This is a genomic window from Bifidobacterium sp. MSK.13.1, assembly GCF_019131435.1.
Taxonomy (GTDB): Bacteria; Actinomycetota; Actinomycetes; order Actinomycetales; family Bifidobacteriaceae; genus Bifidobacterium; species Bifidobacterium pseudocatenulatum.
This window is the reverse complement of record NZ_JAHOMM010000002.1, coordinates 202,454-215,407: the sequence shown is the minus strand read 5'-3', so window position 1 is coordinate 215,407 and position 12,954 is coordinate 202,454. Positions and strand designations below refer to the sequence as shown.

12 protein-coding genes are annotated in these 12,954 nt (G+C 65.1%); 1 reads left to right on the top strand and 11 read right to left on the bottom strand.

Annotated features, from left to right (window positions below):
- Positions 1-108: 108 nt before the first annotated feature.
- Positions 109-1,416: a relaxase gene (locus tag KSY55_RS03670; RefSeq protein WP_217749520.1), complete on the top strand. Its 1,308-nt coding sequence runs from the start codon at positions 109-111 to the stop codon at positions 1,414-1,416.
- A gap of 19 nt (positions 1,417-1,435) precedes the next feature.
- On the opposite strand, the gene KSY55_RS03665 is transcribed toward KSY55_RS03670, so the two are convergent.
- The 11 genes from KSY55_RS03665 to KSY55_RS03615 form a co-directional block, all read right to left on the bottom strand.
- A complete protein-coding gene (locus tag KSY55_RS03665) occupies positions 1,436-2,719 on the bottom strand; it encodes a HipA domain-containing protein (protein ID WP_007056089.1) in 1,284 nt (427 codons plus the stop codon).
- The gene (locus tag KSY55_RS03660; RefSeq protein ID WP_007056064.1) at positions 2,716-3,030 is read right to left on the bottom strand and encodes a hypothetical protein; all 315 of its coding nucleotides are present in this window, start codon (positions 3,028-3,030) and stop codon (positions 2,716-2,718) included. Before KSY55_RS03660 ends, KSY55_RS03665 begins: the two co-directional genes overlap by 4 nt.
- A gap of 102 nt (positions 3,031-3,132) precedes the next feature.
- Positions 3,133-4,266, bottom strand: coding sequence for a hypothetical protein (locus tag KSY55_RS03655; RefSeq protein WP_118248918.1), 1,134 nt, complete (start codon positions 4,264-4,266; stop codon positions 3,133-3,135).
- Positions 4,253-5,206, bottom strand: coding sequence for a DUF4913 domain-containing protein (locus KSY55_RS03650; protein ID WP_007054344.1), 954 nt, complete (start codon positions 5,204-5,206; stop codon positions 4,253-4,255). Before KSY55_RS03650 ends, KSY55_RS03655 begins: the two co-directional genes overlap by 14 nt.
- A complete protein-coding gene (locus tag KSY55_RS03645) occupies positions 5,206-7,014 on the bottom strand; it encodes a type IV secretory system conjugative DNA transfer family protein (RefSeq protein ID WP_217749521.1) in 1,809 nt (602 codons plus the stop codon). Before KSY55_RS03645 ends, KSY55_RS03650 begins: the two co-directional genes overlap by 1 nt.
- Positions 7,015-7,094: 80 nt before the next feature.
- The gene (locus KSY55_RS03640; protein ID WP_007056117.1) at positions 7,095-7,736 is read right to left on the bottom strand and encodes a hypothetical protein; all 642 of its coding nucleotides are present in this window, start codon (positions 7,734-7,736) and stop codon (positions 7,095-7,097) included.
- 101 nt (positions 7,737-7,837) lie between these two features.
- Positions 7,838-8,872, bottom strand: coding sequence for a hypothetical protein (locus tag KSY55_RS03635; RefSeq protein ID WP_007056059.1), 1,035 nt, complete (start codon positions 8,870-8,872; stop codon positions 7,838-7,840).
- 104 nt (positions 8,873-8,976) lie between these two features.
- Positions 8,977-9,456: a hypothetical protein gene (locus KSY55_RS03630; protein ID WP_217749522.1), complete on the bottom strand. Its 480-nt coding sequence runs from the start codon at positions 9,454-9,456 to the stop codon at positions 8,977-8,979.
- Entirely contained in the window at positions 9,453-9,818 is a 366-nt protein-coding gene (locus tag KSY55_RS03625; RefSeq protein ID WP_217749523.1) for a dehydrogenase, read from the bottom strand. The genes KSY55_RS03630 and KSY55_RS03625 overlap by 4 nt, the downstream gene beginning before the upstream one ends.
- A gap of 14 nt (positions 9,819-9,832) precedes the next feature.
- Positions 9,833-11,392: an ATPase gene (locus KSY55_RS03620; RefSeq protein ID WP_181973454.1), complete on the bottom strand. Its 1,560-nt coding sequence runs from the start codon at positions 11,390-11,392 to the stop codon at positions 9,833-9,835.
- Positions 11,393-11,445: 53 nt separating this feature from the next.
- Positions 11,446-12,933 carry an SCO6880 family protein gene (locus KSY55_RS03615; protein ID WP_217749524.1) on the bottom strand — a complete coding sequence of 496 codons (1,488 nt, stop codon included), beginning with the start codon at positions 12,931-12,933 and terminating at the stop codon, positions 11,446-11,448.
- Positions 12,934-12,954: the final 21 nt, after the last annotated feature.

The window sequence follows — 12,954 nt, the reverse complement described above, 5'->3', positions numbered from 1 at the left end:
TTATCCGTTTCCGATAATTCTATCGAAGTGGCCGTGCCGGCAAAGGGCGCATATCTCTCATAGACGCCATGCGCCGCCGTGCCGGGCGCGCGGGCGGAGAATCATCGTATGATACCGAATATCGTCAGGGGTTCGGACCCGGCCGGCCTGGTGCGCTACCTGTTCGGCAAGGGACGGCGCAATGAACACACCGACCAGCATCTCGTGTGCGCGAGCGGCGACATGTTTCCCTCGTTTGACATGGATGGCAAGCCGGCGGCGTCGTATGCGGAGATAGGCCGCAGGTTCGACCGACGCTACCGCGTCAGGGAACGCAAGGACGATCCGTTCCCGCCCGACATGCGAGGCAAGAACAATCCCGAACGAGAGCATGGCAGGAAGCGCGTGTGGCACTGCTCGCTCGCCATCAAGGCCGGGCAGGGAATACTGACCGACCAGGAATGGGAGGCCGTCATCCGCGATTATCTGACGCGCATGAACATCATCGACGGCGACGACGATCAGGGCGTCACATGGCTCGCGGTCCGCCACGGACTGTCCGCCAACGGCAACGACCACGTGCACATCATGGTGCAGCTCGCCGCCGATGACGGGTGGATAAACCCGTTCCACGACCGGATCAACGCGCAGAAATCATGCAGGCGGATGGAGAAGACGCGCCCCGAACTGGTCGAGCTCGCACGTTCCGATACCGGCACGCGCGTCAGCTGGCAGTATGGGCAATGGCGTCAATGGGCCGAATGGAAGGCGCGAAACGAGTACGGCGACGACGAGGGATGGGATGCGTTGGACGGCAACGAGAGAAGCCGGCTCGTCACGGCGGTCGCCGCCTCAACGATGCCGCGCCAGCATGTCGGCCGGATCGTGGAGGCGTGCGCCAAGGCATCGCGCAGCGAGGACGAGTTCATACGCCGCGTGCGCAGGGAAGGCTTCTCCATCGACCCCAGGCTGCGCAGGGGAACCGCCAAAGACTCGTTCACCGACCCCGGCCAGGTGGTCGGCTACAGGATCACGTGGCGCAGCACGGACGGGTGGACGGAACGGTTCAACGCCTTCGAGCTCGGCGACGACATGCGATTGAAACGACTGCGCGACGACTGGGCGGACGATGCCAGAAGCCGCAGCCTCGCCGTCCAGGAATGGCGCGCCGCGATGGAGAACCGCCCGCCCTTCCTCGATGACGGACGCGAACGGCACCTGGAGAACCTGTCCACGCACGACATGGAACGCCTCGTATCCGAAGCGTTCTGCATCGCCGCCAGCCTCAACAACGCGGCGGACGACGACGAATACCGGGCAGCGATGCGCGAGGGCCTGCACACGTTCGACATGCTGCGCGAACGCTACGGAATCGCGCCGGAATACGGTCTATGGAGCATGGTCGCCTCTGACGAGGAGAACCGGCCCCGCCGTTAGGACGCTTCCCGGAAAAAGCTCAGATGGTACGGCCCGAGGAAGGAAAACCGAGCGAATCGGGCAAAGCCGATGCTGGATCGAGAGAGTTCGCCGGCTCGTCTCCCGGCATGATCGGCTCGATGGACTCGTTCGCCTTCGTCCAGCACGCGTTCAGGCGATCGGCCATCCGCGCGTCCAGGCCCTCGCAGGATTCGGATATGCCGGCGAGGACCTTCCCCGCCATACGCCGGGCCATATCCGCCACCCTCGAACCATCGAGACCGTGACGTGTCGCCAGATCCTCCCAATCCTGGGGCGTGGTGTGCTCCGCGAAGGCGTGATCCTCGTTCAACGGCATGGTGAGTTCCCAATTGAACTCGGGCCAATACCTGGTGGCGACCGCATCATACTGGGGAGACAGGCGTATCCCCGATGCGGGATCGAGGATCAGGGAATAGTTCTTCGCATGTGCGTCGCTGTTGGCGGACGACGTGTTGAAGGCCAGCCTTTCGAGCCACCGGTAGGACAGGGAACCCGACGCATCGATGCGTTGCAGGAGATCCAGGCAGTCATCGGCCGACGGATCGTATTTGTCGCGGGTCGGCAATCCCAACGCTTGCAGGAAGTCCTCTTGCCGCAGTCGGACGATTCGGCCTTCCTCCAGGCGACGGTCGAACCGTTCCACGATATAGGCCGTCTTGCGCTGCGCCGTGATCTCGCCGCGTGCCGGTGTGTCGATGCCGCACAGTTCCGACAATCGCATCGTCGCCAGTTCCACCTTGGTCGCCTCGGGAAGGTCATGGGGCTTCGGTTTGACGATGTGGGTGGAGGGCAGCATCATATCCGGCCAATACCACTTGCCGTCCACGCGGGACAGTGTGAACTTGCCCTGCGCCCCTCCCAAGGAGAACCGGCAGTGGCTGTCCTCGTCCCACCAGTAGTTCCTGGTCCGCTCGATGCGGTCGATTTCGTTGGCTATCTGGGAATCGGAGATCAGACGAAGCGTCGGCGATGGGATTGGAGGTTCCGGGGAGAGGGAGAACACCAGTCCGCCGGTGGCGTCAACCCGGTCCAGCAGATCGAAGACGCCGGCCGAGGAGGCATTCAGGTGCTCACGCATGGCCTGGCGGACGTTCGGATTGTCGGGCAATAGATTGTCCAGGAAGTTACGCGGTGCCTGGTCTCTCCATCCGCCGGTTCTGGGCAGGCTCAGACTGATCGGCAGACCCTCGTTCGCGTCGTACGCGAACGATATGCGCTCCTCGTCGTCTTCCGAGAACACGCCCACATGATGCCCGTTCTCCCAGGCGTGCAGTTCCCTCACAGCAGTCTCCCCGCGTAGGCGGACGGCAGCGTTTCGGTGCGGATGTGCAGCAGGTCGAACATCCTGTACACGTAGCGGATGGAGGTCAGACCGGTCTCCACGAGCTCTTCGGCGCTTGAGAGGGGGACCCCGGCTCTCCTGGCGAGTTCGGCGGCGTCGAGACCCATGACGGACATGCGTTCGCGCACGCAACGGCGGACCGACGAGGTGTCGGGGAAGAACCGCGCCGGGTTCTCCTCCTTCTCGTCGGGAAGACCCTTGTAGGCGGTCAGGGCATCATATTTCGACAGATCCAACGTCACGTGTGCCATGCTCGTCCTTTCCGGTTCCGAAAGCCGTTGACACCATGATACGGCCATCCGATGCCGGCGCACCCCACGAACCTCATGGCAAGGGGTGCGCCGGCATCGGCGTCAGCGTGCGTTGCCGTTGGTCTCGGGTTGCAGGATCTGCGGCGTCGAGACGTTGGCCTGGTCGGGTATCGGCTGGTCCGTGGGGTTCATGGAGGATTCCATGGCGGGACTGTATTCGCCGAACGGGTCGGGCCCGTTCCATTCCTCGGGTTCGTTCAGGTCGAGTGGCGGTTCCTCGTATCCGTCGGGCTCCCCGGTCGTCAGGTCGCCGCCTCCCGTGGTCTCGGGCTCGGGTCCGGATGCCGGTTTGCGTTCATCGGCGGCGGGCTTCGTATGCTCCCGCACGGGTGTGGGGGTTTCGACGATTGGCGCGGCGTCAGCGTTCTCGGTGCGTTCGACCTCGCTTATGGTGCTGGGCTCGTCTCCTGTGGCCTTGTTGTCCGCGTGCGAGGATTCCGGCAGGCCCTGGTCCTTGAGGAAGCTGATTCGGGAGGCGGCGTCGTCCACGCCGTTGACCGGCGCGCACATCACGGCGTCAACGATCCTGTCGTGGTCGTAGCCCGTCCATTGGCCGGTGAGCCGCGAGTCCACGAAGAACGTGGCGTCGTCGCCGTGCGCGGCCTGGAACGCCTGCGCGTCCTCCACCCGTTGCAGGTCCACGGGCACGCCGGCCGTGTTGAAGGCGTTCAGGGTGGCCTGCAACGCGGGCGACTGGTCGGTGTAGGTGATGTTCACGTGGTTGGTCAATTGGTCGGCTGCGGCGTCGATGTGCGTTTCCGGGTGGCGTTTCGACCATTCGTCCTTCAGCCGGGCCTTCGCCTCGATGATCTGCCTGCGGTAGCCGGGGTCGTTGCCCTCCAGTTGGTCGGCGACCATCCATCCTTGCAAGAGGGACGAGTCGCGCATCTTCCTCCAGCCGTCGCCGTCGGCAAGCACGGTCGCGTTCAGGGTGGACTCGAACCCCTTGTTGAGGCGTTCCCTGTTGTCCATCTCCCATTGTTCGAGGCGGATGGATTGCTGCTGCCGTCTGGTCTGCTCGTAGCGTTCGTTCTGGACGGCGCGTTCGGCGCGTTCCCTGCGGCGCGCGCGGTCGCCGCTCAGCTCGTTGTGCAGGGTGCGCAGCTGCTGGGCGACGCTGTTCCAGCTCTGGACCATGATCTGGTCGAAGCCGTCCTCGGGATCAGTTTGAGCCATTGTTTCTCCTCCTTGTTGGCGTGATGGTGGTTTCCTTGTTTTCCTTGCCGCCTGCGGCGGGGACCGACAACGTTTCCAGGATCGGTTCGCGCCATGCCCGGTTCGGGCGTTCGCAGGGCAGCGGTTCGCCCTTCCTGGTGAGATTCTGCTTGCAGTCGAGGCTGGCGACGATGCCACGGTCCTTGTCGAAAACGCGGTCGAGCATCGACGCCGCCTGGATGTAGAAGATCATCATCTGGCCGGGTGCCTTGCGCGCGTTCTCGTAGGCGCGCCACATGGCGTCGAGCGGGAACACGAGCGCCGGATAGCGCCACCAGTCGCTCACCCATTGCATGTTCACGCTCGCGCTCTGGTGGTAGCAGAACACGTTGGCTACGAACCTTTCCACGAACGCGGCGAGGTTCGGATAGTAGGTCTCGCTGCGCCGCATTCGCGCGCCGAACTGGCCGGACACGTCCCTTGCCCGCGCGGGATCGAGGTCGCCGGATTCGTCTCGGCCGAGATCCGTCTTCCCCTCCTGCGCGGGCAGTATACGGGTGTCGGATTCCTCCGCACCGGCCTTTGGAGGGGTGTCGTCACGGTCCGTTGCGTCTTCCGGCGGGTTCTCGTAGCCGTTGCCGGTTTCCCCGGCATCGGCCGGAATCCCGGATCGGATGGGTTCCGCCGCGTGCCGGCCTGCCGGCACCTCGGGTGCGGTCGGCGTCGGCTCGCCTTGGCCCGGCATGGTTTCCTCTTCGATCTCCTTGTCCTCGGGGATGTGCGGCGCTTCGGGGTTGGGCAGTCCCTTGCCGTAAGGCACGCCCTTCTCCTCCAGGATGGCGCGGGTGAACAGTTCCAGCCATCCGCAGTCCGATGACAGCAGGGTCCTGGCGGCACCGACCGCGCGCTCCCATTCCTCCCCATCAGGGCCGGACGTGGTGTTCGAGGTGTGTTCGCTCATTATGCGGCCTTTCTCTGCTCTTCTCGGGCTTTCGCCTTGGCCTGCGCCAGGGCGTCGGCCCATTGCCTGTTGCCCGTCCATGGCAGGGTCTTGACGATCTGCGCTCGGGATTGGGATGCGAGCAGCAGCGCGCGGCCGACGGGCCATTCGGTCAGGTCGGAAACGTCGAGGATGTTCTCCTTCTGGATCGAGTTGTTCACGCTGCGCCGGCCGTTGCCGTCGATGTTGACGCTGCCTCGCACGATCTCCCTCTGGCCCACCAGCTGGCTGATCTCGCCGAGGAACTTCGCGTCCTTGATGCCGCCAAGGTAGACGGTGATGTTCGCGTTGTTGAACAGCGAGCCGAAGTTCGTCTCGCCGAACGCGGCCCTGCCCTGGTCGGGGTTCTGCCAGATCGTCATGATCGGGATGCCCGCCGAACCGAAATACGAGTACACGTCCGCCAGTTCGGGCCAGCGGCAGATGTTCGCGGCCTCGTCCAGCACGCAGCACAACGGGACCGGCAGACGGCGGTTGTTGCCGGTGAACTCGGATTGGGCGCGTTGGAACGCGGTGAACGCCACCACCGCCGTCAGGCTGGCGGTCAACGCGGTCGAGGGCCGGCCCTGTGCGGAAAGCAGGTACAGGGTGTCCTCGCTCGTGGCGAACTCGTAGGGGTCGAACAGGCCGCGCCGCTCGTCGATGTTCCCATTCGTATCCCGGTGCGGGTCGATCCAGTCGATGATCTCGGGGTCCGCGAGGAACGCGACCATGGTCTGAAGGCTGCCGAACACGCCGCTTCGGGTTTCCGGCGTCAGCGCGATCACGCTGGACACGCGCGAGGCGATGCCCGCGTAGCGCGGGTATTCGCTCAGGATGTCGGCCGGCGACGTGTCGCGCTCGTTGGAGCACCACCTGAACACGTCGGACACGGAACGGCCTCCCAGATGCGCGGCGAACAGGTAGTCGGCGAGCTGCTGGGCGGCGGTGCCGGGGAAGAAGTCGTCGCCGCCGGTCTGCGGCTGGCCCGAGGCGTAACGCCAGCAGTCGGCGATGCGTTTCGCGTCGGCGATGGACTGCACCGAGGCGATCAGGTCCCACACCCACGGCGCGCTCTTCCGGTTCGGGTCCGCGATGCGTTCGGGGTCGAACGTCCATATTTCGCCGTTCGGATGGTCGAGCCTGCGGATCGGGGCGGTCACGTCGAGGATATCGCCCTTGTTCGAGGTCGCCAGGCACGGGCCCGGTGCCGAGAGCACGGCCGGGATCGCGTAGCACAGGGATTTGCCGGAACGTGGGCCCGCCAGAACGATAGCCATGTCCTCCCAGCTGGTGTACATCGACGTGTTGTCCACGATGTTGAGCCCCAGCGGATATCCCGGCGACATGCCCTTGCGGTAGCGGTCCGCTTCTATGAGCCTTGACGCCATGGCCTCGGCGCGCTGGCGCGTCACCTTCTCCACGGCCTCGCCATGGCCCATGGCAGGCGCGTACACGTCCACGCGGGTGCGTGCCTTGGCGCCGGTTGCCCACGGCACGGCCTTGCTGGCGATCAGCCACGCGCCCACGCCGCACGCCACGGCCAGTACGACGAGCACGGCCACGGCCAGCGCCCACTGGCCTGCGGTCAGCGACCATTGGCCGGAGACCAGGTACATGAGCGCGAAGATCTGGAAGGGATGCCCCGCATGGGAGCACACGAGGGCGAACGTCGTGAGGATCAGGGACACCGCGACGATGATCGCCAGTTCGATCTTGCGGCTGGGACGGACCGTGCCGCCCAGATCCTTCACTCGGTTCGATTGCAGTTTCGGATCGACGTCGGCCAAGATTCATTTCTCCTTTCAAGCATGACGGCGGAACCGATGGAAGCGGTCCCGCCGTCGATGCGCCAGGGCTTGCGTCATGGCTAGCGGGCGTTGCCCGTCGTGAAATCGGATGGGGTGGAAAGGAAATCCGGTGCCGCAGGGTCCGCCGGAGCGGGTGCCGCGCCCGGTGTCGGATAGCCCGACAGCGGTTCGAAGGGCTCGCCGTTGAAAGTGCGGGGAACGCCGTCGCCAACGTATTCGCCGCGCGAGGCGTCAACCTGGTCCGTCCATGGATCCGTTCGCCCGGCATCGGCCACGGCACCGGCCTGTTCCTTGTTCTGGCGTTTGCGTTCGCGGGCGAGCTGGATGCGCTGGGACACGATGGAATCGATCTGCATGGAATCGCCGATCACGACCGGGCGTGCGTATGCCTTACCGTCCTTCTGGCTGATGAAGGCGTCGGGATCGCCCATGCGGCCGGTCGCCACCACGGCGTCACCCTGGCGGAAATCCATGCCGTGCAGGAGCTCGGCAGCCTGGCCCCAGAATTTCACGGTGGTTCTCACCGGTCCGAGCGGATTGTCCGTATAGCTGCCGTCCTTCTGACGGACTCGCGGGCGGTCCTCATACACGGTGGCGCGCAGGTACGCCGAGCTCGTGGTGCCGTCCGCGTTGGTTTTCGCCGGCCAGTAATCGGGGTTCGCGGCGAGGAGACCGCGAACCACTTGCATTGACTGTGGCATGATGATGGTCCTTTCATTCGGGGAATACCAGCGCCTTCAATGGCGGCGGCGACTCCCATCATCCGGCCGGACCGGTGGCATCGCGGGGTACGGCGTCTACGTCAGCGCCCCAAATGCCCGCCGTTCTCCCACACGTTCGCCGCCTCCATGGCGGGATCGGTTTCCGGCAGACGGTCGAGCACGCTTGACGCGAACCGGTCCGAGGCGTCGTAGCCGATGGCCTGTTCGGCGAGTTCCCGCGCCTTCTCACCGTCGCCCATGGCGAGGCTGAGCATGGCCTTCAGGCCGATGATCCGGTAGCAGGCGTCCGTCGGCGCGTTGGCCTCCAACGGGCCGAGGATCCCCATCGCCATGTCGATGCGCGCCGGATCGGGCGTGGTGCCGTTGTCGATCAGCCGGGAAAACAGCAGGTCGGTGTTCACCATGCCGTCCGGCGTATTGATGCGTTCGCGCAATGCCGGAAGGGATAGGGGAGCGTTCTCGGCCAGTATGTCGCTGGCGATCATCATGCATGTTGATTCGGGCGCGAACTGCATCATCACGCCCAATACGGCGAGCCGGTTCGCGTCGGACGACCATTCGCCCGTGGAGCGTGGTTCGGCCATGAGCTTCGACCAGTCGTAGGCGGCGGCGTTGCGCCAGGTGGTGCGCACATGTTCCGAGAATCCGTCGTAGGTCATGCCTGAGTCCAGATATTCGTGTGTGGCTGCGGTGATCAGCTCGTCCAACGGCGGTTCGTCCGTATCGGCGGCTGTGGCCTCGCTCTCCACGATGAACGGGATGCGGGGTTCTTCGGAGGCCAGGCCGTCCGTTTCTTCCGGCTGCTCCCCGTTGATGCGGTCCGCTTCCATGCGGTCCACTTCGCCGGCGAACCATTCGGAGCCCGCGAAATAGGTGCCGTCCATCGAGGAGAGCACCGGCTGGAGGATGGATGCCAGTTCGTCGTACACGGCATCGGGGTTCCGCAACGCCTCGATGGTTTCAGTCGCCGCGTTGTATTCGATGATGCGGTTCGCCAGCCGCATGGCACCGTCATCGGGTCGCACGTCGTCATACGATTCGCCCCAATGCTCGATCCATCCGATCATCGTTTCCCGTGTGATCCGCTCTTCGGCATCGGTGTTCTCCAAAGGCATGTTCGGCTCCTTGACAATCCTCGGCGGCAACCCGCTGTTCCCGCCATGACCCCGATCATCAGTCCAAGGCCATGGCGGGGTGGGGCATGGCGTCTACAGGGTTCTTACAGGTTTCGTCCCGTGCGGCCGGTCAGGTCGTCCACGAGGCCGAGGAGTTCCGGTTCGGGCCAGATGGAGTTGGCGAAAAGGTAGTCGTCCGTCAGGGGCCGGTCCTTGAATATGGTTCGCGCGTCCTCCCGGATCGAGGCCAGCGAGCCGCCGGCGATCATGTCGGCGAGCCCCTGTGTGCAGTACAGGTCGTATGGCGTGAACCCTTTGCCGTTCCAATCGATGTGATGGGTGATCGAATACTCGTATTCGTTCCAGTGCTCCATCCATGGAAGGGCGTGGTCGCCTTCACGGGTGACGACCGAGTAGCGGAACCAGCCCTCGGGAACCTGTATGGCATCGTCGTCATACGGGTCCGTCAGGGAATCGAGGTAGCCGGCGACGATGGATTCGCCGGCATGGAATTCCGTGTACCATGCGAGGTCGGGATTGCGCAGCGCGGCGTGCAGCGAGTCGAGCAGTGCGGCGTCGTTCATCGTGGTCCTTTCACCGGTTTTTCCGTTTCCGGCAGGATGCCGGTGTTGTCGTATATTCTGAACGTTTCGACGGCGTGCGCGACCCGCGCCCTCGATTCGCCATAGGTGGCGGAATCGACCGTCTCACGCCATACGGGTTCACGGGTTTCCGCATTGCCGTACGGCTTGGGCTCGGTGGGGGTTATCGACATTTCGAAGTCCCATGAGGATGCGCCGTGCTCGGCGGGGCGGAAGTCGAGAGTGCTGCGGTTGCCCGTCAGCCGCAGCAGCCGGGATCGCTCGCCGAGCCGGTCGAAGAGTGATGCGGAGCGTGCCACGGTGCGGATCATGCGTTTCATGCCGGTGGCGAGGTGGTCTGTCATCGCAGGGTTCCCTTCTAGGCGTGCCATTTGAGGTTCGTATCGTTGAACCCGCTTTTTTCGAGCGGGCACATCTCCACGTTGATGGGGATTCCGGGCAGTCCTCCCAGTTTGATCAGGAAACGGCCCAGACCCTTGTGCGAGGCGTCGGAGCCGAAGTTGACGGGCGTGGCCCAATCCTCCAGCATGTCCTCCTCGCGCCGGGATACGGGCAGTCCGCATTCGCCGCGCAGGTAGCGGTCCACCTCGATGCGGCTCAAAGCGCCCAGCACCTTGATCTCGCTGCGTTCCACGAAGCCGCGCGCCTTGGTGTTCTGCGCCGGGGTCTCCATGCACATCAGGTCCTTGAACGTGTGCGTGATCATGATCTGGCCTACGCCCCACTGCCTGTTCAGACGGGTGAGCAGGTCGAGCTTTTCGACCATGAGGGGGCTGGCGCGCAAAGCGCGGTGCATCTCGTCCATGATGATCACGTGGTTGCGCCGGGGCTGTAATCCCTCCTCGGCGAGCACGTCGGCGGCGTTCTTCGCGGCGAACGCGCTCGTCCATGTGGTCGCCAGCACGGCGGCGACCACATCGTCGCCCGACTGGGCCAGGGCGCTGATATCGAAGTCCACGGGCCTGGACAGGTCGATGCGCGCGGTGGTCTGGTCGCCGAACAGACGGCCGAACTTCGTCATGCGGTTCGAGAACCCGTGCAGGTCGGCCAGAAGGCCGCGAACCTGCGCCCTGTAGAGCTCGTCGTTTTCCGGGTCGTCCCAGACCGCCGCCATACGCACCTCGTCGGGCCCCTCCCTCAGCAGGTCTCGCAGGTCCGCGATGACGGGAGGCTGCGGGTCGCCGCCATGCCGGTCGTGGAGCACGCGCACGGCGACGGAAAGGATATCGGATTCGCGTGCGGTCACGCCCCTGGCACCGCCCACGTCGTCGGCCTCGCGGCCGGTGCGCATGATCGTCAAAAGCACCTCCATGAGCGCCGCCCTCGTGTCGTTGTAGTAGTCCGTCAGGTCCTTGCGCGCCTTGCCCTCCAAGCGTTGCAGCGCATAATGGAGGTCGCCGGGGTCCAGGGGGTTGACCACGCCGATGCCCGCTCCCAGCCGGATGACCTGGCCGCCGAGCATGTTGACCAGCGAGGCGTAGTCGGGCTTCAGATCGCCGGGGATGATCGCGTTCATGCCCAGGGCGCTCAGTCCCAGCACCTCGCGGCGCACGAACGTGCTCTTGCCGATGGCCGGCAGGCCGAGCAGGAACATAGAGGGCTGTTTGATGATGCCGGCCTTGAACCAGCTGATCGGGTCGCAGCACACGCCGGCACCCGTCATCAGGCTCCGCCCGACCGGCACCCCCTCGGCCGGCAGGGCCATGTCGGTGCCGAACGGCCAGAACCCGCCGCACACCTGGTTCGACGTGCCGAAGAACTCGTCTATCGTGGGCATCAGGGCCGCATAGCCGCCTCCACGCGAGCGTTTCCCCCGCCACGGCATCGGGGGCACGGGCTCGTCCGGTTTGGCCTTCAACGGACCGAGCAGCATGGATTCCATGCGTGCCACGGGGTCCGTGGCCGTGGCGCTTGGCATGGTTCCCTTCCGTTTCGACGGCTTCCATGGCATCGGCATCATGTGTCCTCCGTTCAGGACAGGAGCCGGCCGAGGGGGCCGGCTGGAGTGTATGATCTGACGTTCAATCCAAGGGGCAGGCTTGCGGCGAATCCCGTGTCCTGTGCCCCGTAGCAGGGGCGCAGGTCGATCTTCGCGCCGCCTGCGGCCTGTTCCACGGCGCGTGACGCGGCTTCGAGCCGTTGGCTTTCCTGTTCGCCCCTGGACACGGTGACGGTGACGAGCATCCCGAAGAACACCATGACCGCGCCCTGGTTCGTTTCGACGGCCTGTCGGTTGGCCTTGCCTATCTGGCTCATGGACCTCACCGTGGCCCGTTTCTCCTGGCTGACCTGGTTCGCGGCCTTCTGCCTGTTCTGCTCGGCCATGAACATCGTCTTGTCGGGCGGCAGCATCCGGTAGAGCACGGTCACTCGCTTGCGGTCGCAGTCCGCCAACGGGGAAAGCAGCCGGGTGAGCGTGTCGGCGGTCACGTTGCTTTGCGGCGGGTCCACCATCTCCCATGTGCGGCTCAGCCCGGAATCATGCGCGTAATGGCTCCACCCGGCCTCGTGGGAGACGGGTCCGCAATCCTCCCATGCGATGTACGGGGGCTCGTCGGATTCCTCGATGGTCTCCTGCGCGGCCGGATCGTAGGCGACGCGGACCATGCGAGTGATCTCCTCCATGCCCAGGGCCCTCGCGGCACCGCCTCCCGCCTGCGCTATCTGCTCGCGGATCGAGGGCAGCAGCAGGCTTATGCGACGCGCGGCCTCCCCGGCCTCCAGGTATCTGCCGTCACGGTCGGTGTAGCGGAAAGTCAAGGTGAGCGTCACGTCGTTGGAAGCGCCGCCGGCTGCGTACTGGTCCATGATCTGCGCCATGGCGCGCGCGGCCAGCTCGGGAGCGTCCTTGACGATGCGTTTGCTCAGCGTGCGGCGGAAACGCACGCCGGAATCGGGTGCCGTGTCCACGGTCACGGCCAGTTGGGTGACGCCGGTCTCGGAGGCGAGCGATTCCATGAGCCCGGCCCACGAGGCCACGTACGAGTCCTCCACGTCGTCGTCGGCGAGGCTCGCGCCCTGCGGCTGGCATGACAGGAGCAGCGAGTATTCGCCGGTGTGCGCGTGCCTGACCAGGCAGAACTCGCCGCCCAGCCCGTCCAGGGCGGAGGTCAGGCCCACCCGTGAGAGGATGCCCGGCAGCATGGCCTTGCCGCCGTCGATCGGCGCGAGCAGGCCGGAACGGTACAGGTTTGCGCCGGTACGCTGCGCGGCCATCCACGTGCGTTTCTCCACGGCGCGGTCCACCATGTTGCGGTGCTCGCGGTCGCGGATGGCCAACACGAGGATGACGCCCATGCCGACCACGAGGATCGCGATGGCCGCGACCACGCTCGCCATGCTGACCAGCAGCGTGCAGGTCAATACGCCCATGCCCGCTACCGTCAGCGGGATGCCGATGTTGCGGATGCCTCCCGGCATCGGCCGCATCCAATCCCCGTATGTCGTGTTCGACGCCATGATTATCCGAATCTCCTTAAC